At 71.1% G+C, this 21454-nt stretch carries 21 protein-coding genes and 3 pseudogenes; 12 read left to right on the top strand and 12 right to left on the bottom strand.

The window, feature by feature from the left end; genetic code table 11:
• Positions 1–1001 precede the first annotated feature (1001 nt).
• The 4 genes and pseudogenes from ABD335_RS30910 to ABD335_RS24795 form a co-directional block, all read left to right on the top strand.
• Positions 1002–1521 (top strand): annotated as a pseudogene (locus ABD335_RS30910) (transposase); the annotation flags it as partial.
• A gap of 348 nt (positions 1522–1869) precedes the next feature.
• Positions 1870–2070 carry a hypothetical protein gene (locus ABD335_RS24805; protein ID WP_344327507.1) on the top strand — a complete coding sequence of 67 codons (201 nt, stop codon included), beginning with the start codon at positions 1870–1872 and terminating at the stop codon, positions 2068–2070.
• A gap of 90 nt (positions 2071–2160) precedes the next feature.
• Complete coding sequence (locus tag ABD335_RS24800; RefSeq protein ID WP_344327504.1) at positions 2161–2739, top strand: dienelactone hydrolase family protein; 579 nt, start codon at positions 2161–2163, stop codon at positions 2737–2739.
• Between the two features lie 904 nt (positions 2740–3643).
• Positions 3644–3931, top strand: coding sequence for a hypothetical protein (locus ABD335_RS24795; RefSeq protein WP_344327502.1), 288 nt, complete (start codon positions 3644–3646; stop codon positions 3929–3931).
• Positions 3932–4840: 909 nt separating this feature from the next.
• Here the strand turns inward: ABD335_RS24795 and ABD335_RS24790 are convergent.
• On the bottom strand, positions 4841–5206 hold the full coding sequence (locus tag ABD335_RS24790) for a MerR family transcriptional regulator (protein ID WP_344327500.1): 366 nt from the start codon (positions 5204–5206) through the stop codon (positions 4841–4843).
• Positions 5207–5270: 64 nt separating this feature from the next.
• Between ABD335_RS24790 and ABD335_RS24785 the strand changes: the two genes are divergently transcribed.
• Positions 5271–6416, top strand: coding sequence for an alkene reductase (locus ABD335_RS24785; RefSeq protein ID WP_344327496.1), 1146 nt, complete (start codon positions 5271–5273; stop codon positions 6414–6416).
• A 389-nt stretch (positions 6417–6805) separates the two neighbouring features.
• Here the strand turns inward: ABD335_RS24785 and uppS are convergent, their stop codons facing one another.
• The 4 genes and pseudogenes from uppS to ABD335_RS24765 all read right to left on the bottom strand — a co-directional run.
• A complete protein-coding gene (uppS, locus tag ABD335_RS24780) occupies positions 6806–8599 on the bottom strand; it encodes a polyprenyl diphosphate synthase (RefSeq protein WP_344327495.1) in 1794 nt (597 codons plus the stop codon).
• A gap of 358 nt (positions 8600–8957) precedes the next feature.
• Positions 8958–9350 carry a DUF6114 domain-containing protein gene (locus ABD335_RS24775; protein WP_344327490.1) on the bottom strand — a complete coding sequence of 131 codons (393 nt, stop codon included), beginning with the start codon at positions 9348–9350 and terminating at the stop codon, positions 8958–8960.
• Positions 9350–9745, bottom strand: a complete 396-nt coding sequence (locus ABD335_RS24770) for a hypothetical protein (RefSeq protein ID WP_344327488.1) — start codon at positions 9743–9745, stop codon at positions 9350–9352. The genes ABD335_RS24775 and ABD335_RS24770 overlap by 1 nt, the downstream gene beginning before the upstream one ends.
• 740 nt (positions 9746–10485) lie before the next feature.
• Positions 10486–10909, bottom strand: a pseudogene (locus ABD335_RS24765) (transposase); the annotation flags it as partial.
• Positions 10910–10992: 83 nt separating this feature from the next.
• Between ABD335_RS24765 and ABD335_RS30905 the strand changes: the two are divergent.
• A pseudogene (locus ABD335_RS30905) lies at positions 10993–11543 on the top strand (DUF6308 family protein).
• 131 nt (positions 11544–11674) lie between these two features.
• Here the strand turns inward: ABD335_RS30905 and ABD335_RS24750 are convergent.
• Positions 11675–12073: a DUF3592 domain-containing protein gene (locus ABD335_RS24750; protein WP_344327479.1), complete on the bottom strand. Its 399-nt coding sequence runs from the start codon at positions 12071–12073 to the stop codon at positions 11675–11677.
• 57 nt (positions 12074–12130) lie between these two features.
• Positions 12131–12424, bottom strand: a complete 294-nt coding sequence (locus ABD335_RS24745) for a helicase associated domain-containing protein (RefSeq protein WP_344327476.1) — start codon at positions 12422–12424, stop codon at positions 12131–12133.
• Between the two features lie 535 nt (positions 12425–12959).
• On the opposite strand from ABD335_RS24745, the gene ABD335_RS24740 reads away from it, so the two are divergent.
• The 3 genes from ABD335_RS24740 to ABD335_RS24730 all read left to right on the top strand — a co-directional run bounded on the left by ABD335_RS24740 (position 12960) and on the right by ABD335_RS24730 (position 14748).
• The gene (locus tag ABD335_RS24740) at positions 12960–13541 is read left to right on the top strand and encodes a TetR/AcrR family transcriptional regulator (protein ID WP_344327472.1); all 582 of its coding nucleotides are present in this window, start codon (positions 12960–12962) and stop codon (positions 13539–13541) included.
• A gap of 27 nt (positions 13542–13568) precedes the next feature.
• A complete protein-coding gene (locus tag ABD335_RS24735; protein ID WP_344327468.1) occupies positions 13569–14438 on the top strand; it encodes an SDR family oxidoreductase in 870 nt (289 codons plus the stop codon).
• A gap of 118 nt (positions 14439–14556) precedes the next feature.
• Positions 14557–14748, top strand: coding sequence for a hypothetical protein (locus ABD335_RS24730; protein ID WP_344327463.1), 192 nt, complete (start codon positions 14557–14559; stop codon positions 14746–14748).
• A 95-nt stretch (positions 14749–14843) separates the two neighbouring features.
• Here ABD335_RS24730 and ABD335_RS30900 read toward each other — a convergent pair whose 3' ends face one another.
• From ABD335_RS30900 to ABD335_RS24720, 3 genes are all read right to left on the bottom strand, one after another.
• Entirely contained in the window at positions 14844–15068 is a 225-nt protein-coding gene (locus ABD335_RS30900; RefSeq protein WP_425583739.1) for a helicase associated domain-containing protein, read from the bottom strand.
• A gap of 131 nt (positions 15069–15199) precedes the next feature.
• A complete protein-coding gene (locus tag ABD335_RS24725; RefSeq protein WP_344327460.1) occupies positions 15200–15889 on the bottom strand; it encodes a DUF4232 domain-containing protein in 690 nt (229 codons plus the stop codon).
• Positions 15890–16379: 490 nt separating this feature from the next.
• The gene (locus tag ABD335_RS24720) at positions 16380–17909 is read right to left on the bottom strand and encodes a helix-turn-helix domain-containing protein (protein WP_344327456.1); all 1530 of its coding nucleotides are present in this window, start codon (positions 17907–17909) and stop codon (positions 16380–16382) included.
• A gap of 124 nt (positions 17910–18033) precedes the next feature.
• Between ABD335_RS24720 and ABD335_RS24715 the strand changes: the two genes are divergently transcribed.
• The gene (locus ABD335_RS24715; RefSeq protein WP_344327453.1) at positions 18034–18234 is read left to right on the top strand and encodes a hypothetical protein; all 201 of its coding nucleotides are present in this window, start codon (positions 18034–18036) and stop codon (positions 18232–18234) included.
• A gap of 66 nt (positions 18235–18300) precedes the next feature.
• Here ABD335_RS24715 and ABD335_RS24710 read toward each other — a convergent pair whose 3' ends face one another.
• Positions 18301–19911 carry a pentapeptide repeat-containing protein gene (locus ABD335_RS24710; RefSeq protein WP_344327450.1) on the bottom strand — a complete coding sequence of 537 codons (1611 nt, stop codon included), beginning with the start codon at positions 19909–19911 and terminating at the stop codon, positions 18301–18303.
• 46 nt (positions 19912–19957) lie between these two features.
• Here ABD335_RS24710 and ABD335_RS24705 point away from each other — a divergent pair, with 46 nt between their 5' ends.
• Entirely contained in the window at positions 19958–20242 is a 285-nt protein-coding gene (locus tag ABD335_RS24705; protein ID WP_344327448.1) for a hypothetical protein, read from the top strand.
• A 177-nt stretch (positions 20243–20419) separates the two neighbouring features.
• The gene (locus tag ABD335_RS24700; RefSeq protein WP_344327444.1) at positions 20420–20584 is read left to right on the top strand and encodes a hypothetical protein; all 165 of its coding nucleotides are present in this window, start codon (positions 20420–20422) and stop codon (positions 20582–20584) included.
• A gap of 216 nt (positions 20585–20800) precedes the next feature.
• On the opposite strand, the gene ABD335_RS24695 is transcribed toward ABD335_RS24700, so the two are convergent.
• Entirely contained in the window at positions 20801–21052 is a 252-nt protein-coding gene (locus ABD335_RS24695) for a contact-dependent growth inhibition system immunity protein (protein ID WP_344327439.1), read from the bottom strand.
• Positions 21053–21454 lie beyond the last annotated feature (402 nt).

Genomic DNA, 21454 nt, shown 5'->3' with positions numbered 1-21454 from the left:
GAACGCCGTCGTCCGGGGCCTCTTCTCCGACACGCACCACTCCGAGCAGGTGCCCGAGCGGGTCGCCGGCGAGCCGCTCGGGGAACGCACCGACTGATCGTTTCGAAATGCGGTACGAAGCTTCCCGGCCCGCACCTGACGCTGCGGGCCGGAAAGGAGTCCGTGATGGAGGTCGGCAACGGGGGCACAGGCGTTTGAACCGGTGAAGCCGGGCGAAGTGAGCGCGACGACCCACCGCTGTCCGCCCGGGCCGGAGCCATGCGGGATGCCCTTGCGCGCACCTCGGGGCGATGTCCCGGGCCCGCACGGCACGGCGATGCCCGGCATGGTCGTAGCAGCGGCGAACAGCCCGCAGGTCTCCGCCGTGGCCGGCCCCGGACACGGCGGATCGGCGGGAGCACGGTCGACGGCCCGGCACGATAACCCTTTGAGCGCTCTGACGTGGGAGTCGTCGGTCGCGCAGCCGTCCCCGTGAAGCAGACCGGTGCCCTGAGTCGGAGATCCGTCGTTGGTCGAGTGTGAGCCGCCCTGGACCGAAGCCTGTGCCGTCGGGTGTTGACCGATGCCGAACGAGAGGTACCGCGGTCGTGGGTGCGACGGCGGTCGGGCGCGCAGGCGCCGGTCCCGCGGTCGAGGATCGTGCTGGAACGCGTCGAGGGGCACGCGATCGCCGAGGTCGCGCGCCGTCCGAGGAGCCCGAGGACGCACTGCGACACGGGTCCGCACCTGGCGGTCGCGGCGTGCGGCCAAGCGGCTGGACGGCTTGTGTGACGAGCCGCGTCCCGGCGGCCGCGGAAGATCACCGACGCCGGTGTGGAGCGGATCATCGTCACCACCCTGGAGCAGTCCCCGACGAACGCCACCCACTGGTCGACCCGCTCCCCGGCGGCAGCCCCCGGGATGTCACAGTCGTCGGTGGCGCGGATCCGGCGGACCAGCCGCACCGGGCGGAGACCGTCAAGCTCTCGACGGACCCGTTGTTCGTGGACACGGTCCGCGATGTGGTCGGGTTGTCCTTGAACCCGCCGGAGCGGGCGCTGGTGCTGTGCGTGGACGAGCGGCCCCGGATCCAGACGCTGGATCGGCCCCGGCCGGTGCTGCCGATGATGCCGGGCGTGCCCGAGCGCCGCAGCCACGACTAACGTGCGGCTCGGGCACCACCACCCGTCCTCTTCACCGCTCTGGAGGTGGCCACGGGGAAGGTGATCGGCTCCCTGCACCGCCGCCACCGCGCGGCGGAGTTCACCAAGTTCCTGGCCAGGCTCGACCGCGAGGTGCCCGTCGGCCTGGACGTCCGTCTGATCCTGGACAACCACGTCACCCACAAGAACCCGGCGATCCAGCGGTGGCCGGCCGCGCATCCGCGCTTCCTCTGCACGTCACGCCGACGAGGTCGTCCTGACCGAACCCCTGGTGGAGCGGTGGTTCGCCGAGCTCACGCAGAAGAAGCTCCGCTGGGGCGTTCACCGTTCCGTCCTGGCCCTGGAACGCGACGTCCGCGGCTGGCTCGCCGACTGGAACGCCCCCGGCCCTCCAGCGGGTCCGCGAAGCCATCACCCGCCTCCGGCGCGAAAAGGTCCAGATCAGTGTCGCCGCCGTCGCCCGCCGCGCGGACGTCTCCCGCACCTTCCTCTATGACAACCTCGTGGCCGGGGCCGCCATCGCCTCCGCCATCGCCTCGGCCATCGCCTCGGCCATGGCGGAGGCCGGCGAACGCCGGTCCCGGACGCTCGCCGAGCAGGACGACGAGCGTGAGGCGCGACCTGGCGCGAACGCGCACTCAACGCGGAGGACGCCCTCAAGGTCGCTCACGCCCAGATCTTCACCCGGCGGACCCGCGTCGGCGAACTCCTCGGTGAGATCCGGAACTTGCAGACCGAATGGACCGAGGAAGCCATCCAGCGGATCGCCACCGAGAACACCACCCTCGAGCAGCGAGTCCGCCGGCTCACCACCGACAACCGCACCCTCGACGAGCGCCTCAAGGCCGCCCGCTCCAACCTCCGCTTCCAAGACCGGCGCGTCGCCGACCCCGAAGCCCGCCTCACGGATCCGGCTTCGACGATCTGATCCCGTCCGGCTACGACCCGCAGATGTCAGTGGTGCGGGCCATACTCGTGCTGCGGCGCCGCCCGGGCACTGCGGCACGAGGGGAGCGACATGGCTGAGGTGCTGGTTTTCCACCACGGGCACGGGTTGACCGATGGCGTCCGTGAGTTCGCCGAGCAACTGCGGCGAGCCGGACACACCGTCCACGTCCCGGACCTGTTCGAAGGGCAGGTATTCGACAGCCTCGAGGAGGGCATGGGCTACGCCGAGGACGCCGGGTTCGGCACGGTCATCGCGCGCGGAACCGCCGCCGCCGAGGGGCTGCCTGCGGAACTCGTCTACCTCGGGTTCTCGCTCGGTGTCCTGCCGGCGCAGAAGCTGGCCCAGACCCGCCCCGGCGCAAAGGGTGCGCTGCTGCTGGAGGCATGCGTCCCGGTCGCGGAGTTCGGCGGCGCCTGGCCCCACGATGTCCCGGTCCAGGTGCACGGGATGGACGCGGATCCGTTCTTCGCCGGGGAGGGCGATGCGGACGCGGCCCGGGCGCTCGTCGAGACGGCGGCGGGTGCCGAACTGTTCCTCTACTCCGGCGACAGGCACCTGTTCACCGACAGCAGCCTGCCGTCGCACGACGAACACGCCGCAACGCAGGCCACCGACCGAGCGCTGGACTTCCTTGACCGCATCGAATAGTCCGGTACTTCGGCGAGGACCACCAAAACCAAAGGCGGCCCGCTCCAACCTCCGCTTCCAAGACCGGCGCGTCGCCGACCTCGAAGCCCGCGTCCCCGACCCGGGATCAGCGATGTGGTCCCGCGTCGCTGATCGCCTCACGGCCCGTCCACCGTCCCGGTGGATGGACGGGCTGTCCTCTGAGACCACCCGGACGAGCTACAACAACGACCCCAACACGCCGTCACTGACATGTAGTCCATGAATCGTCGCAGCTCGGAGCCGGTGGCCCGAGCTCCTGCGGTCGGTGAGGTGGATGGACCGCTGAATCCGTATGCGGCGAAGCCGCATCGGCGGTCCGAGGGCTGCGAAACGCGCTGTCTGTTGTCGCCTCGCTGGGAGGCGGCCGAGCGGCGCCGATTGACCGAGTGGGGGTTGCCGAGTGGACCCGGCCCGCCGGCGGGCGATGTTCGACCAGGCCATGGCCCGGATCGCGGGCCGGTTTCGGCGGGTGGAACCCCGAGCCACTGCCGCCGCGGCTCCAAGCGGCGCGCAGCCTCGGCAACTGCGATGTGTCGGTTTCGTGTCAGTGCCAGTGGCCGGCAGTCGCCGTCGGCCACTGCCGGTCGTCTTTCCGCTGGTCATGGCGGAGTCGCGTGACGATTCGCCGCCGGCACCGGGGTGACACCGGCACCGGATTTCACTGTCATGAGGCGGTAGGCCCGCAGGTGTCCTGCTGACACGAAGCGAGAGGTCGCAGTGGGGCGGAGGGCTTGGTCGCGGTACGGTCCCGAAGGCGGCAGAGCGCAGGATGGGGCGCGGTGCTTCCTGCGGGGCAAGGCCAGGACCGTCGAAGGGGGACGGTGGACTGCTGCGGGCCGGGCTCCAGGAAGCTCGACATCAAGATCGGACCGAGGGAGGACCGATGCCGAGCGAGGGTGTGGTCACGCCGGACCGCGACGGGTACCTCGACATCCGCTTCCGCAGCGCGGTGCCCCTCGATCTCGAGGCCAGGTTTCTCGACCAGGTCTTCAGAGAACGCGCGGGAGACGCGTCGTTCTGCGAGTTCGACGCGGTTCTCGCTCCGGAGATCCGGCCGGCGCTCTGCACGATGGCCCGGTGGCACGGAGACGACCACATCGACCTGCGGTGCTCGAGCCGGACGGCGACGCCCTGGGGTCGATCGCGATCTCGGCGAATGTCGTCGCGCTGACCGGAGCCTCCGGAAAGTGGGGGTGCTGGGGTGAAAGGGATCCCGAGGTGGCGGTATTCCAGGGGTTCCCCGACACGGCCGCGCGCAGTGCATGGTGTGCGTGGTTCGGGCCCTTCGGGACGTGTCAGGTGCGGTGGAGTCGTATCTTCCGATGGCTTTCGGCGGGCGGCCCGTTCCGGATGACTACGCCGCAGCGCTGAGCGCCAACTACGGCCCTTCGAGTGGTGGACAGTCGTAACGTTACGGAGGCCCCGTTGGATTGATGAGCACCGGGTGGTTCTCAGTGGTGATGCGACGGTTCGGTTTTCGTGGGCGGGTGGGAAAGTGTCCTGCCGGCCCGGGGGAGAGGCACTGACGCGCGGTGTCGCTGGGGTGCTGAAAATTGGTGTCGTGTGCCGCTGACGGCGGGGCGCCGCTCCTGATGAGGGCCGGGGGCCGCTGCCGAGACGGCGCCAAGGCCCGGAGGGTGAAGGACTGGAGCGCGTCCGCCTGATCACCAGCCTGTCGCCGGGTGCGGCCACCGGTGAGCAACTCGCCACCTGGGTCAGGAACCACTGGCACATCGAGAACCTGCTGCACCACGTCCGAGACCGGACCGTCCGCGAGGGCGGTTCCAAGAGCCGTACCGGGCACCTGCCCCGGACCATGGCCGGCTTGCGCAACCTCGCCATCGGCGTCCACCGCCAAGACGGCCGCACCAACACCGCTGTCGCCCTCCGCCACGCCGCCCGCGACCACCACCGGCCTCGTCCCACGCGCCCAGCGTCTGTTCGATGCCCAGGCTGCCGGAGCCGGCCTCGCGGTCGACGCGTACCGGACTGTCGCCCAGATCCACGAGTCGGCCGTCACCGAGAACGTCCTGCCCCCCCCGCTCGTCCTTCTCTCTGTCGTCGGAGCGCGGGCGGCGGCTCAGCGGGACCGACTCGCCGCCGCCTCGATCACGTCGTCCAGGACGTCGCGGGAGCGGATCAGGTCGGCGATCGTCCGGTCGATGCGCTCCCGTTCCCTGACGAGGTCCGCGACCAGCCGAGAGCCGGCGATCTCGGACGGACCACCGTCCGCGTCCCGCATGCAGGGAAGCAGTTGTGCGATCTTCCTGCTGCACAGTCCCGCGGCGAAGAGTTCCTGGATGCGAATGACCCGGTCCACTGCGCTGTCGGGGTAGTCGCGGTGGCCGCCAGGGGTGCGGTCGGCTGTCAGCAGCCCCTGCTTCTCGTAGTAGCGCAGCGAACGTTCGCTCACTCCGGTGCGGCGGGCCAGTTCACCGATCCGCATCTCCACCTCGCATGTCGAGCCGCGGCTTGATTCTGACACCGGTGTCAACTTCTACCGTACCGGCATGACGAACACACCGAACACCCCGGTCGTCTCACGCCTGTTCGAGCCTGCCCGCCTCGGCGCCCTGCGTCTGCCCAACCGCCTGGTGATGGCACCGATGACCCGCAACCGCGCCGGAGCGGACGGTGTCCCGCTGCCGATCATGGCCACCTACTACGCGCAGCGCGCCTCCGCCGGACTGATCATCGCCGAAGCCACCACGCCGAACGTCGTGGGGCAGACCTACCCCGACATTCCCGCCATCCACGGTGAGGCGCACGTGGCCGGATGGCAGCGCGTCACCGAAGCGGTGCGCGCCGCGGGCGGACGGATGTTCCTGCAGTTGCAGCACGGGGGCCGGATCGGCCACCCGGACAACAGCGGGCTGTGGCCGATCGCGCCCTCGCCGATCCCGCTCCCGGACACGGTCTTCACCCCCGGCGGGCACCGGCCCTCCGTCGTACCGCGCGAGATGACCCTCGACGAGATCCGCGCCACCGTGGTCGACTTCGCCACCGCCGCCCGCAACGCGATCGACGCGGGCTTCGCCGGGGTGGAGGTGCACGCCGCCAACGGCTACCTCGTCCACCAATTCCTGGCACAGGGCACCAACCGCCGCACCGACGCCTACGGCGGCCCGGTGGCCGGACGCATCCGATTCGCGGTCGAGGTGGTCCGGGCCGTCGCCGAGGCGATCGGACCCGAACGGGTCGGGGTGCGCATCTCCCCGGGGTTCACCGGCAACGGCATCGACGAGGGCGACACCGAGAGCATCTATCCCGCCCTCGTGGGCGAGCTCGCCGACATCGGCCCGGCGTACCTGCACATCGCGTTCGCCGGCCCGGACCAGCCCCTCTTCCACGACCTCCGCAGGACCTGGCCGGGCGCGTTGATCGCCAACCCGGTGCTGCCGTGGCCCGGACCACTCCCCGCCGACGGTGGCAGGCACGAGGCCGAACGGTTGCTGGCCGCCGGCGCCGACTTGGTCTCGCTCGGTCGCGCGTTCCTGGCCAACCCCGACCTGGTCGAGCGGCTGCGCATCGGAGCACCGCTCAACCCGGTGCGGGACGAACACCTGATGTACGTGGGCGGGGAGACCGGATACACCGACTACCCCGTCCTGGACGGCACCCCCCGGAACGGAACGCCCGAACCGGCCGTGCCCTGATGACGTCAGGGCGGGCCGGGACCGCCTTCCGCGGCCGACCGCCGACTCTCCGGTCCGGTGATCCCGATGCCCGGGATCCGGGCCTCCGCCGCGTCGGCGGGCGTGTCGAGGGGCGAGAACCCGAGGCTCCGGAAGGAGCGGACCGCGGGGGCGTCGACACGGAACACCGCGGCGCCAGGGCCTCCTGATGCTGCTCGGTGATGCGACACCGCCGAGTTGTTCAGGAGGCCCTGCCCGCATGCGCCGAGCGCCCCACGACCATCCGACCGGGATCCCCGGTCGACGCGCGTCTCTCAAGAGCGGAAAGACAACTGCTGCTCAGGCCGGCTTGCAGCCAGGCGCCACTGGAATCCCTTGCAGGAGCCGCCTGCACCGCAGATGACGCGGCGTCACTGTTTGCTGCCTTGCCTCGTGGGTCCGTCCGGGCTGGGGAGTGGCGCGGGGGCGGCACCGTAGCGGCGCTCGCGCCGGGCGTAGTCGTTGATGGCGTTCCACAGATCGCGGCGGTCGACGTCGGGCCAGTAGGCATCGGTGAAGTGGAGTTCTGCGTAGGCGGATTGCCACAGAAGGAAGTTGGAGATGCGGCGCTCGCCGCCGGTGCGCCACAGCAGGTCGACGTCGGGCGTGTCGGGCAGCAGCAGGTGGCCGGCCAGGTCGTCCTCGCGCACGTGGTCGGGGTGGAGGTCGCCGGAGGTGGCTGCCCGGGCGAGCCGAGCGGCGGCCTGGGTGAGCTCGGCGCGGCCACCGTAGTTGAAGCAGAAGATGACGGTGAGGCCCGTGTGGTGTCGGGTGGCCGCCTCGGCCTGCAACAGCTCCTCGATCACGTCCTCGGGCAGACCATCGGTGCGGCCGGCCCAGCGCAGCCGGATTCCCAGGGCGTCGTGGGTGGCGAGTTCGCTGCGCAGCTGGTCGCGGAGGGCGTCGAAGATATGGGTGATCTCCTGGGTGTCGCGCTTCCAGTTCTCGGTGGAGAACAGGAACAGGCTCAGGTGCGACAGTCCGATCTCCGCGGCTCCGTAGACGACGTCCCGCATGGCGTTCGCGCCGATCCGGTGGCCTTCGTGGCGGGGCAGGCCGCGCTCGGTGGCCCAGCGGCCGTTGCCGTCCATGATCACGGCGACGTGTTGGGGCATGCGGTCGGCGGGGATGGCCGGCGGGCGGGCGCCGCTGGGGTGGGGTGGCGGTGGCTGAACGGCGAGCGCGGAGCGGACCTGGCGGGGCACCGGGATGGCCGGGCCGCTGCCGGGTGAGGGGGGAGACAGGGGGGTCAGTCGCCAGGCGAGGGCTGTCCTGGCCCGTGCGGGGGCGAGGATCCGCCACCGGATGGGTGGTGCGGGCACGGCGGGGTGCGACAACAGGGCCGGTCCTGCCGCCTGGACGGCGTCCAGGCGGGCGTGGAAGAGGCGGGTGACGGTGCGCAGTATTTCGGCCGTGCCGGGGTGGAGCGCGTCGGTCAGGCCGGGCTGGTTCAGCCAGCGGCGGGCCTGCCCCGTCAGGTGGGTGACCAGGTCGTTGACGGCGGGGCTCCAGCGTTGCTCGCGCAGGTGATCGGTGGCTTCTGGGAAACGGTCGAGGATCTCGGCGGGCAGGCTGATGTCGCCGCGGGCCAGGTCCTGCGAGAGGTCGGTGAGGGCGTCGGTGAGATACAGGCCGTCGAGGTAGCGCTGATAGGCGTCCTTGCGTCGCAGCCACACCGGCACCGGCACCCCGGCCCGGGCCAGCAGGGTCATGCCTTGGGAGGCCCAGGAGAGGTTCGTGTCCCCGACCCAGGCGCTCCACTCGCGCCAGGTCTCCAGCCGGCGCCCGTGCGCGTCCCCCTTGAAAGTGTCGAAGGACGGCTGGAGGTCGGCCACATCCAGACGCCACCGACGCATCGTGTCGATCAGCGCGTGGCGGACCGGGTCGGCGCTGTGGCCGGCCGCGAGCTCCGTTTCCAGGGCGGTTGTCCATGCGTCGAGCCGTGCGGCCCGGTCGGCGGGTGTGTCTCCTACGGCGTCGACGATGTCGTCCGCTGTGGTGAAGGCCGCCCACATCGCCCAGCAGGCGGGGCGCAGCACCGGCGGCATCAGCTGCATGATCGCGTATTCGACGGGGTCGCGCCGCCGTACGTTACGCCGACAGTGGGTGTAAGCGGCCCGGAGCTCGGGGTCGTTGACGGCGGCCAGAGTCAGAATGCCGGGCACCGCGGTACCTCCGTTTCCTCAGGGGTCGGTCGGGAGAGTGCGCCGTATGCCGGGGCCACGTCGGTGGTGCGGGGACCGGCCACGGAAACCGCAGCGGTCTGCGGGCACCTGGAGCTCCAGGGCAGCGGGCCGGACAGGCATGTCCCCAGGCGCTTGTCGCCGGGTCGGACGGTACGGGCCGTGAGGGGGCACCCCGCATGCGCCTCCCCGAGCCGAGGGGCGGGTATGGCGGCTATGGCAGAAGCGGTGGGCAAGGCTTACTCCTTCGCTCAACGGTGGGCGGTTCGGGCGGATGGTGGGCGGCACCACGGGCTCGTGACGCCGGTGTCGTACGGATGGCGCGTGATGTGTTCAGCGGTCAGGGGCAGTCACCTGTCGGTGCTGTCGGCCGGAGGCTCCGGGAGAAGGCGAGGCAGCCGCCGAGGACCCCGCAGGCGGTGCCGATCAGAAGGCCGCCGATGTTGCGGGTCAGCAGGGCCACGATGGGCAGGCCGGCGGCAAGGACGCCGACGACGGAGTGCAGGGCGGGCAGCCGCAGCAGCACCAGGCCGCACGCCAGGAGCGGGGCACTGGTCCCCAGCCCGGCCGAGCCGGCCATACCCGCCTGCGGCAGCGCCATGGGGGTGCCGAGGAAGGGCAGCACGATCAACCACGCGCCGGCCGCGGTGATCAAGGCCGCGGAACCGGTGGGCCGTGCTCGACACCAGTGGGCGGCAGCGGCACGCCGGGACGACGAGTGAGCTGCACTCATCAGAAGTACTCGTGGTCTCCCGGCTTCACCAGCACACTCACGTCGTGCCGGGTGAAGGAGTCGGCGGCGCCGCGCCGGCCGGTGAACTTCGGGTTGACGGCCACCGGATGCGAGACGCTGCCGGTCAGGCCACCGAGTCCGTTGCCGCTCGCTCCGGCACCACTGAGGGCTTGTGCATCCACCTGGGTGAGTTGGATATCACCGAAGGCTTGGAACGCGTTGCCCGATGCGGCGACCGAGGCGGCCGGCGCGTCCTGGGCCACCCCCACCAGCACCGCTCCCGCCGCCGCGACCGCAGGAACGGCCAGTAACCCAAAGCGGCGCCACCGCCGGCCGGACCGCCGCACCGCCGGCGGCCCGACAATCTTACGAATGTCATTCACGTCGACCAACAACGACCCGCGATGCAAAAAGACACGAGAGAGGGTTGGTGAATCAGCCAAAAAACATTCGAGAATACCCTCCCTGTCCGATCCTTTGATCGATTGACGTCCGAAGAATGCACGCTCCCGCGCGGCGCCGGACGAGCTCCGCGGCGCGGCCGGCGCCCTGGTTGGTCGATCCTCCGCACGTCAAAGCGGCCTGTCGGCCGGGTCCGGGCAGAAAAGCCCGGAATCCTCGCCGTCCTCTCTCGCGTCAGAGATCACGACCGGCATTCCGTCCGGGCTCCGGAAACCTGACCGGAAACTTCATGGCCGCGCCCGCCTCTCCAGCTGGTTTATCTAGAGATGCACCATTGGCGCCCCTTGAGGACATGAAAACGAAAAAGCCGCCGCCCGGCCACAGACTACGTTGATCAGCCGATCCGCCTCAGGACCAGCATGGTCCCCCAACCCAACCCGATGAACCTGAGTCTGGATGCGCCGGCCCGTGACTTCTCCTCGATACCACTGACCATCGGGGCCGTCCTCGACATCAGGGGCACCGCACCGTCCCTCAAGGCGCTGCGCGAGCACATAACCGCCTGCCTCCCCCGTCTTCCAGCACTGAGGCATTACCTTGACGGCCCGCGTCTGAAAGCCCGGGTGGGTGCACGGCCCGCGACCACCTGTGTCCGTCCGGGTCCGGGAGCGGATACTTGAACCCGGCGGGCTGGAGCGCGTTACCGAGGTTTGACTCCCCGTGTCGTACGGCGTCAGGCGGGCTTGATGGTCAGGCCGGTCTCGGTCAGGCAGCCGTCGACCAGGTTGCTGCGGTACTGGATGTGGCGCAGCCCCTGCCGGATGCGGTGGATGAGGTGCTCGGGGTGGAGAAGGCGACGTTGGAGAACCGGCCGCGTCGCAGCAGCGACCAGATGTCTTCGACCGGGTTGAGGTCGGGTGCGTGGGGCGGCAGGTAGAAGATGGTCAGCCAGTCCCGGGCTGCCGCCCGCTGCCGTAGCTCGGCGGTCTTGTGTGTACGTTCAGGTTGTCCCAGATCAGGACGATGGAGCCGCCGAGCCGGTGGTGGGCGGTGGTCAGCAGGTCGCGGTAGTCGCGCCAGGAGAAGCTCTTGCGCTCGTCGCGGCGGTCGTCGTCCCGGCGAGGCCGGTAGAGCAGCCGCGAGCGGTGGCCGGGCTTGCTCGCAGGCGGGCGGTGAGGAAGCGGAGGGCAGAGCTGGACACGTCCGTACCGGACGGACAAACAAGCACACGAAGCTTTTGGTGGAGACGGTTCTCTTGGTCGAAAACCCATCTACCAGGGGCTTCACCCTGTCTGTCACGCCAACTGCCAGGATCGCTCGTCAGATTGGAAAGGGCTCCCTGTCCGCGACGGTTCCGACCCAAGTCGCCGTGGACCTGCTGGAAGGCGGCCTCGGTCGTCGGCTGTCGGAACTGCTGCGGACCGTCCCGACCGGAGTGGACCTGGCCGACGCCGACGCGAGCGAGGCGGCTCCAGGGTCGGCGGACGACCGGGCCCGGCACCTGCTCATGGAGCGGGACGACATCGGGTGGGTGACCGCGGGCAAGCTCCTGGCCCGCAAGCGTCCCGGGCTGCTGCCGGCCTATGGCCAGGTGGTGCACTGCGCTCTGGGCAGGCCGCGTACTTCTGGCCGGCGCTGCACGCGGCCCTGCACGAGGACGACGGGGCTCTGCACCATTGGCTCTTCCAACTGCGGCGGGCCGCGGGCGTATCCGAGACGGTCAGCGCCCTGCGGGTGTGTGACGTGGTGGTGTGGACGGCACACCGCCAAGAGCATCGCACCTGCCGCTGACACCGGAGAGGGCGCGGCCGGGAAATACCGCGACAGTCTTTCGTGTGAACCTCTTCGTGGTCCCCGCGCACGGCGTCAAGCCTGCGGACCTGTGTGATCCGCCGGTGTTCCGGTGGGGCGTTGCCGGTGCCTCAGTCGAATGCCTGGAACAGCATCCCCGCCGCGATGAGCAGCCAGAGCGCCACCCCCATCAGGCTCGGTTCGGGCTCGTGTCCGTCCACCCATGTGCGGGTGGGGTCCTCGCGGTCATACCGCAGGTTGACCCTCTGGCCGCTCTTCACGGTGTTCCGGGCGAGTTCCGGCAGCGGCGGCCGGCACCGCATCACACGGCCTTCGGGCCCGGCACGGAACTCCACCACCGGCTGGTGGATCGTGCCCTCGGCGAGTTCCTCCACCTCCACCTCGACCACCTGTCCCACCGCCGTCGCGGCCCGCTGGTATCGCTCCCGGTCCCGTGCCGCCTCCCGCACCGTGCCCACGGCCAACGCCACGAACACCAGCCCGCCCAGCAAGTACAGCACCTGTCCCATTTCCCGAGACTCCCGCCGGACCCACCACCCGTCAATACGACCTCCATACGACCGCGCCTACGACGAGCCGTTCACGGCCCCGGAACGCCAGGCCGTCGACGATCTGGCCGACGGCCGCGACCACCGGTACGAGGCGGAGATGAAGGAAGCCTGCCGCATCCGCGGGGATGGTCCCATGTCCACGGACACGCCCAGGTTCCCGGGTACACCCCCCAACTTCTCCAGCGCCTTGGCCCGCTCGGCCGGGAGCTTGGCCCGGCGGCTTTTCTGGTTGCCGAGCCAGACGCCGAGTCGGATGGGGTGCTGGTGTCCGGTCTGGTCGTGGACGGCCTCGATCCACTTTCTCGGCACCCGCGCATGCCCTTCCCGGCGTCGGTCTCGCCGTCCGCTGTCGTCGGCATGGTCGGTGTGATGCCGAGGGCGGTCGGGCGTTGGCGTTGTCCGTCGGCCGGCTGCCGGCCATCCGGTGCGTTGTCGGGCGAGCCACAGCCCGACGTCCTTCCCGCCGACCGTGACGCCGGGGCGGAGTTCGTCCGGGGCGGCACCGCCGTCGAGGCAGGCCCGCACCGCCGCGTACTGCCGCTGCCAGTCCACCGTCCCACCCTGGGCGGCCGGGTTCCGGTGCGGATCGATCTGGGTCAACCGAGCGGCCCGTTCCGCCGCCCGCGCCGGGTCCCTTGCCGAGCTCGTCGGGGCGGCGGCAGTTGGTGAGCCACTGACCCGCCGGCCGCCCCTGTGCGACCGCCGGCCGGGGCGCGCACAGCGTCCCGTGGAGGGCGAAGCAGGTCCGTGCCGCGGCGCGGTTCCCCTCGAAGAATGAGGCACTGATGACCCATCATGAGAAATCAACAGCCGATTATGAGGTGTCAGATGCTAAGGTGGGGTGATGTCCAGCACCATTCGGGAGACGGGAGCCCGCGGCCGTACGCGACGGGCGATCCTCGACGCCGCGGCCTCCGTACTGTCCCGCCGGCGCGATGCCACGCTGGCCGAGATAGCGGCGGCGGCGGATGTCGGACGCAGCACCCTGCAGCGGTACTTCCCGGACCGGGAGGAACTCGTCTCGGCGGTCGTCGAGGACTCGCTGCAGCGACTCGACGAGGCGCTGCAGGAGGCACGGATCGATGAGGGGCCTCCGCTGGACGCACTGCGCAGGCTGGTGACCGCCATGCTCGACGTCGGCGACCACGTGCTGTTCCTGTACGGCGACCCGCGGATCACCGACGCCATCGCCGCGCGGGGCGGCCCCGACCCGGCGGCCGAGGAGATCAAACGGCTGATCAGGCGCGGCCAGGCCGAGGGGGCCGTGGACCCCGAGGTGAGCGGTGACTGGATCGAGCATGTGCTGTGGGCCCACGTGTCCGCGGGCTGCACGGCGGTCAGCAGGGGGAAACTGCCACGCCACGGCGCTTCCGCATGGGTCGTCCGCACGCTGGAGAACGGCATCGGAGCCCGCACGACACCCTGACGGACACGACGAGACGAAAGGTGACCCATGACCATTCTGGTGACGGGGGCGACCGGCAATGTCGGGCGGAACGTCGTCCGGCGACTCGTGGAGCAAGGGCACGACGTGCGGGCCTTGACCCGCAGGGCGCGGGCCGGAGCGCTCCCCGAAGGAGTCCGGGTCCACGAGGGCGATCTCACCCGTCCGGAGACACTCAAGGACGCCCTGGAGGGCGTCGACGCACTCTTCCTCTTCCCGGTGGCGGCGACCGCCGAGGAAGTGGTCGGCATGGCCAAGACGGCGGGCGTGCGCCGCGTTGTGGTGCTCTCCTCCGGCGCGGTCACCACCGGCTTCGACACCGACTTCCACCTGCCGGTGGAACAGGCGGTCGAAGCGTCGGGGCTGGAGTGGACGCATGTGCGCCCCGGCGAGTTCGCCATGAACAAACTGGCCCTGTGGGGACCGCCCATCCGCGCGGAACGCGTGGTGCGCGACCCGGCCCCGGAGGCCGCCTGGTTCCCCGTGCACGAGCAGGACATCGCCGACGTGGCCGTCCTCGCCCTGACCGAGGAGGGCCACGCGGGGCAGGCGTACACCCTCAACGGGCCCGAACTCCTCACACGCCGACGCCAGGTGGAGCTCATCGCCGAGGCGATGGGGGAGGAGATCCGCTTCGAGGTGGTGACCCCGCAGGAAGCTCGCGAGATCTACCTCGCGCAGGGCGGCTTCGCGGCGGAGAACGCCGACTTCCTCCTCGGATTCGAGGACTACGGCGGCAACGAGTCGGACCCCTCGGAGATCGAGGCGTTCGACCCCTCGTCCCTCGGCCCCCTGCCGACCGCCGAGGCCGTCACCGGACGACCCGCTCGCACCTTCGCGCAGTGGGCGCGGGACCACGCCGACGACTTCCGCTCCTGACCAACGGATTCCGGACGGCACCAGGCTCGTGGAGTACGCGGCACACGACCGAAAAGACACCGAAGGCCTCCCTCTCCTGGCACGTGCCGGTGACCCCCACAGCCCTGATGTCGCGCGGTTGACGAACCACGCGACACAGCCCGTGAAGGTCGCCGCCGCCCACACCGAGAGCGACATCTTCTACACCGCCAAGGTGAAGATCACCGCCCCGCCCAAGGACACCATCCGACGGTGCCGCTTCGACTACCGGCAAGGCGGGCGCCGGTACACCCGGACGCTCGACTGCGAGATCGAACCGAAGACCGAGTAGCCCCGGCCGGCTGCACCGACGGCGCAACGAGTGGAGTCCTCGCCCGGGATGTCCCGGGCGAGGACTCCACTCGTTGCCTTGTCCCTCTTGCCTGCTCACAGCTCCGGTTCTTCGAGTGCTTTCACTCGCTTGTGGGGGAGCCGGTTGCGGCGGCTTTTCTGGTTGCCGATTCCCGCCCCGAGCTTGATCGGGTGTTGGTGTCGGGTCTCGTCGTGGATGGTTTCGGTCCACTTGCGGGGTATCCGGGTGTGTCCTTCCCTCTGCCGGTATTGGTGGAGGGCGGCGAGGGCGCGGTCCCAGGGTGTGGCGGTGGCGGGGATGGTGACCGCCCACGGTGCCTGCCCGGCCTGCCGGTGCCCTCAGCGGCGATCTTGCGTGGTGGTGGCCAGGGCGCCGCATGGCGGGTCGGGGACCGCCCTGCCACAGCCCGGATCGCGCGCTCTTGGACGAGTCAGCTCGCCCCGCCCTGACCGGCGCTGCCCATCGGGCCGACCTCGACGGGGGAGCCGGCGCCGTCGGTGACGGGCAGGGTAGCGGCGCCCGGCCATGCGAGGGAGACCGACTTCGTCTCGTTCGGCGGGGTCACCACGAGTGCGGTGATGCGGACCCCGGAGCCGCCCGAGTCGTTGAGCGGGTACTTGATGCCGAAGGACACCGACTCGCCGTCCTTGAGCACGACGCGGTTGGACTCCTGACCACTGCGCTTGGCGGAGAGATCCCCCGCGCTGGTCTTCAGGTCAACGCCCGCGTATCCGGACAGGGAACAGTCCCGACCGCCGCCGTTCGTGAACGTGACCGCGACAAAGCCGTCGGTGTCGCCGTCGATGGTGCTGTCCGACGCGGTGATGTCCAGCTCGTCGGTGTGACACCTGCCGACCTTGGAGTTCGCACTGTCGGAGCCGCTCCCGGCGGTGTCCTGCCTGCCTGAGTTCTGCTCTGCGGAGTCCTTTCGGCCACCCTGCTCCGCACCGTTCTGCTCCGAACCGCCCGAGCCCGGACCGCCGTCCGAAGAGGACGCGGAGGACGCGGAGGACGCGGACGACCCGTCGCTCCGTGCCGTTCCGTCATTGCCGCTGCAGGCCGTGAGCGAGAGGCCCGCGGCAACGGCCAGGGCTGTGAAGGTGAGCTTGTGAACGCGCATCGTTTTCTTCCTCGGTCTCGTGGGAGGTGCCGGCCGCTCGACCCGAGTCGGTACGAGCGAACGTCTCTGATCACCAAGACCCTCCCGCCCTGCCGACCCGTTCCGCCCGACTGCTCCCTAGGACACCTCTGTGACACACCGCCCGGCACAGTGCGGACCGCGACGACCAGAACCGGCCCCTCCCGTCCCCCTGGCGGGCTCCTGCCCCGGCGCACCCCCGGCGCAGGAAACCGGGCCCGAACACGGTGTTCTCCCGACCCGTCGGGCCCATCCAGTGGCCGGGCCGGAAGCCGGTTCCGGCCATCAGCCAGGTCCGTTTCGTGATCACGCCCGCTGGGACGGACTTGTAACCCGGCGGATCCTGACCAACTCCGCAGCGGACAGTCGTCGTGAAGTGCGCCTGGTCTGGTGGAGGCTCGATTCCCTGAGGGGATCGAGTCATGGCCCGTCCGGGCCTTTACCGCCAGGGAGGCGTGGGCGTGCCGTCCGGTCACTGCTGTCTCAACCGCACCCCCGTGCCCCAAGGTGCTGCCGGCGTCGGCGGCGGTGCGGCAGAGCCGTTCGGCTCCTTCCGGGCTCCGGCCTTCTCTCGCCTCCGCGCCAGGAGGGGAGCAGGGCGTCGGGGTGGGTGAGACGGGTGTGGGCGGCGTGTCAGAAGGAGGCGGGCGGGCACAGGGCGCGGCGGGTGGGGCGGCCGTGCCGTTCGGGGTGGTCGGCGAGGCGGAACACCGGCCCGGCCCCGGCACAGGCGCGGTCTGCGGGGCCGGGGCACCGGGAGGCCGCCGGGGGCGGGGGGTGACCCGGCGTAGGGGGCTTGTTTGCCGTGGACCGGGTGGGCGAGGTCGGCGAAGGCCTGCTCAGCCCGGTCGTCGGTGAGCTGGTCGTAGTCGTGGTCGGTCAGGTAGTCGACGGCGGCGTCGATCAGGAACGCCTGGAGGAGGTGCAGGCCCACGCCCAGGCGGCGGGCGTCCATCGCCGCCTCCAGCACCGCCCGGGCCGCCGGGATGCCGTGCTGGTAGCGGCGCAGCAGTTCGGGTGCGCCGGCCAGGTCCTGGGCCAGACGCCCATGGTCACGGGCGCGGGTGAGGGCGTCGGCCGGCAGGGCGTCACCGCCTGCGGCGAGTACGGCCGCCGCCCGCAGCGCCTCGGGGGTGAAGGTGTCGGGGACGGTGAGGGTGCGGCTGGCGAGCAGCTCCCGTACCCGGCTGTGTGGGTCCGGCTGCCCGGGGGCGGGCAGGGCGGCGTAGGCCTTGGCGTACTCGGGCCACAGGGTGCCCAGCACCAGGACCGGTGCGCGGCCGGGGTCGGTGAGCAGGTCGTGCACGGCGGCCGCGATCCGCTCACCGACTCGGGTGTCGCCGAGGTAGTGCTGGGCCTCGTTCAGCCACACCACCGTGCGGGGTCGCACGCGCTGGAGGTCTTCCAGCGCGGCGCGGGCCCGGGTGGGGTCGAAGGGGTGCCACAGCCGCCACCCCCTGGCGGCGAGCGGTTGGACGGCTTTCCAGCAGGCCCGCGTCTTGCCGGTGGAGGAGGAGCCGACCAGGACCAGCATCCGGCTGCGGCCCTCCGCGACGTCTTGCACTGCCTGATCCAGTGCCTGGTCGTGCTCGCGGCGGACGTAGCCGGGCAGCACCCGCCCCGGCGCCGCGCCCGGCGCCGGGGCGGGGCCGGGCGCGGGCCCGGCCGGGTGGACCTCCAGGTCGTGCGGCTCCCACTCGGTGATCGGCCGGCCTGGCCCCCGCTCCTCCCCGTCCTCGGGGAGGCGGGCCTCTCCGGTGGCGGCCCTCCGCAGCTCCAGCAACTCCTCGGCCGGTAGACGCAGCACGCGCGCCAGGGCCGCGACCGTCTCGGCCGACGGCGCCGGCGAGTCCTTCCGGAAGGCCTGCTGCACGGTCGTGCGGCCCAGCCCCGCTCTCTGGGCGAGCTGGGTCTTGGTCAGCCGAGCACGGGCCAGCCCGTCGGCCAGCCGCTCGCGGAGTTCGGCCAGCGCCGCCTCGCGCTCCAGATGCCCTTCATGCACGTGCCCGCCCCCGAGCCCTTGGTGTGTTCGTCGGTGTTCATCTTCGCCCGGCCGAACCATGGCGCACAGCGCTTCCGGCACCTTCGGGCACAGCATCGTCCCGCCGACTTGTCAGGAGCCTGTTGTGTACGGTCTCGCCGTTGTCCTGCTCACCGCCGCGCTCGTGGTCGTCGTCGCGCTGCTGGCCGCCGCCGGTGCGGGCACGCTCGCCCGCCTGGACGGCGCCACCTACCCCGCCGCCCTGACTCGGGCCGCCACCGCCTTCGCCACCACCCTCACCCTCGCCGCCGCGGCGACCGCCGCCCTCGCCGAGGTCCTCCCCTGAACCGCCCCGGCCTCCGGCAGCGCCGAAGAAGCCGCCCCGCGGCCCCTTCCGCTGCGGGGCGGTGGGTCAGCGTTTGACCCGGCCGCGCACGGCCAGGACCGCCAGACCGAGGAGGACGGGTTCGGCGAGGCGGGAGGCCATCTCGATGTAGGTGCCGACGGTGGTCAGGTCCTGGCCGGAGGAGCGGAACACCACCGAGTTGAGCGTGACGTTCACCGCCTTCTCGAACCGTTCGCCGGTGAACCTGTTCCCGGTGGGATTCTTCGGGTCTTCCTTGTCGATGGTGAAGGTGACCCGGCCGCCGCCGGGCGGCACGGTGCCGGTCGCCTCCTGCTGCGGGGACTCCCGGGGGAGCCCGAAGCCCATCAGCAGCACGATGGTGAGCAGCATCGCGGCGGCCAGCCAGCCCAGGGCGCGGGAGGCGCGCAGGCCGTAGCCGGAGACGGCCCAGTACAAGCTCAGCAGGGCGCGTTCGGCGCGGGGGGTGCTGGGGTCGTGGCGGCGCATCTCGCACTCGCCGTAGTAGAAGTCCGCCGCCCCCGGCTCGTCCTTGCCGTCCTCCAGCGCCTTGCGCAGCGCCCGGTACACCGGGGCCAGCTGCGCCGGCCCGGCGTGTCCGGCGCCGAGCACCGCGGTGTTCCAGCCCCGGACCGCTGCCGGCTGGAGCGCGCGCCAGTGGTGTTCCTCGGCCAGGGTGCGGCGCGGGGTGAACCGCACCGGGCGCCCGCGCACCCGGTGCGTGCCGGGCGGGACGGTAGCGAAGGAGCAGGCGCCCTCCAGCCGCAGCTGGTCCAGGTGCACCGTGCCGGTGAACAGGCACCCCGACAGGTCGACGTCGGCGAGCACCAGGTGGGCCGCGTCCACCCTGCGCAGCGAGGCCAGCCGCACCCCGGCGTCGGGCGCACCGGCCAGGAGCTCTTCCCTCACCGGTCGGCTGTCGAAGGGAACGAAAGGGTCGGCCTCTGCGGCGATGGTGAGGGGGTATTCGAAGACCGCGTGGGAGAAGTCCACCGTGGCGTAGCGCAGCCGCAGCTCGGCCGTGGACGACCAGCGGGTCCGCCGGCACTCCAGGCGACGCGCGGCGAACGAGAGGGTCACCGGCCCGCCGAACACCGCCCGGGACAGCACCACCCGCCCGGCGCACACCAATGGCCCGAGATCGGCCGCCCGCTCGAACACCACCCCCACGAATACGGCATTGCCCTTGACCGTCGCCGACTCGAACCAGGCGCCGCCCTGGAAGGTGGCCGACCCGAACTCGGCGATGCCCTGGAAGGTGGCCGACGCGAACCAGGCCTCGCGCTCGAAGGCAGCCGACGCGAACAGGGCGTCACCTTCGAAGGTGGCCGATACGAACCAGGCCTCGCGCTCGAAGGCGGCCGATCCGAACCGGGCGGTGCCAAGGCGGGGGTGTCCGGTAGCGGGGTCGCGCAGGGCGTCGAGCAATCGATCCAGCAGGTCTGCGGTGAAGGGGGTACCGCGGTGGTCGATGTCGGCGCCGGGGGCCAGGCCGGCCAGGTAGGCGTCACGGTCGGCCTCGTCCAGGTGGGCCAGGCAGGCGGTGTGTCCGGGAACGTGGATGCCGCGGCAGCCGACCAAATCCTCCGCGGTGGCGCCGTGGCCGCAGTGCGGCCAGTCCGGCGGAGTCGGGGGCGGTTCGGAACTTGGGTGTGCCATGTCCGAAGGACGATCGAGCGCGGCCGGATAGTTGCCCAACCGCCGCTTGGGCAATGTCGTCTGGACCACCGTCCTGCAGCGCCGGGTACCGCGCGAGCTTATTGGTCGCATCTCCTCACTCGACTGGTTCCTCTCCCTCAGCCTGGTGCCGTTGTCGACCGCGCTCTCCGGTACGGTGGCCGGGGCAGTGGGCGCAGGACCCCTGCTCCTGTGGTGCGGAGGGGGATGCGCCCTGCTGCTCGCCATCGTCCTCTGCTGCGCCGACCGTGACACGGGGGCCGACGCGCTCGTCGGCGCCGTGGGCCATCGCCACGCGGACCAGGCCACGTGAACGCTGCCGGTGTGCCCTTGGTGCGATGTGTCGGTTTCGTGTCGGTGAGTCCGTGGCCGTAAGGGCTGATTCGGGAAGCCGCGGTTCCGCTGGTGGTCGGCGTGCGGTGGTGACCGGCCGCCGGCCTGCGGTGATGCCGCGCGACCGTGCGCCGGCGTGGTGGGGTGGAGGGCCTGGTTGCGGCATGGTCATGAAGGTGGTAGGTCGCACAACGACCGCCACCAGATCGAATGCCGGCTCGGCCTGCTGCAGCAGGCCCGTGGTGGGGCCGTCCAGTATGACGAGTTCGCCGTCCGCTACGGAGCGACTGTCCAGGTCACCCTGGCGCGGCAGTTGGTGTGACCACCGGGGGCTCGACCCGCAGAGAACCGCGGCGCCGCGGGTGGCGTTGCGAAGCGGTTTCACAAGCCGGCGACGGCGGCGAGGAAGCCGTCGGCCTCCTTCCGCAGGCTGGGTGGCAGGTCGACCAATGCGGAGACGATCGTGCGAAGCTCGCGCGCGGCTTCTGGTGCCCGGTCCCACGTTGCCCGGCCTCTGGTCATGGCGGCGAAGAGGAGATCACCTCTGTACAGGTCCTCCTTCGACCATTGGGTCGAGGGAGAGCAGGTCGATGTCCACCGGCAAGAGGTGGGGCAGGCCGGTGTCCTGTCTGATCAGCAGCCGCAGGTCCTCGGGGCCGAGCGCACAGATCGGCTTGTGGTGCAGGGCATGGGCCGTGGCGGTGAGGCGAGTGGCGTCCGCGGGCGGGGCCGGTCGGCGGACACCTTCGAACTCCTCCGGCGAACGCGATCGGTCCACAGGCCGAGGCATCTGTTGATTGTCTCGCTCCGAGATCCCACGCAGGCTCCTCAAAGACGTCAAGCGGCAGGGGCAGGGTCGGTTTGGGTGACTTGTTCGGTCAGCGGTCGGCGTCACGCCCATTCGACGCTCAGCTCTCGCAGCGCGTCCAACTGCTCCCGGCTGAGTTTGTCGTGACGTCTCTTGGCGTTGGAGACCCGCGCGTCCAGCTTCACGGCTACCGGTTCCGCCTCGTCGTCGACCGGGTTTTCTTCGCCGTGGCCGCGTGGTACCGGCCGATCGCCTTCCCGCTCCCTCCACTGGGTGAGGGCTGTCGGGCAGCGCTGGAACGCCGGCCACCCCTTTCCGCGGTCCGGGAGCGCCCGCCGCCGGTGCCACCGACGGCGTCCTCGTCCCGGGGATGCGGCGACGGTC

This window comes from Streptomyces macrosporus (genome assembly GCF_039533145.1).
GTDB lineage: Bacteria > Actinomycetota > Actinomycetes > Streptomycetales > Streptomycetaceae > Streptomyces > Streptomyces macrosporus.
The sequence above is the reverse complement of the archived record's forward strand: the minus strand, read 5'-3'. Positions and strand labels throughout refer to the sequence as shown.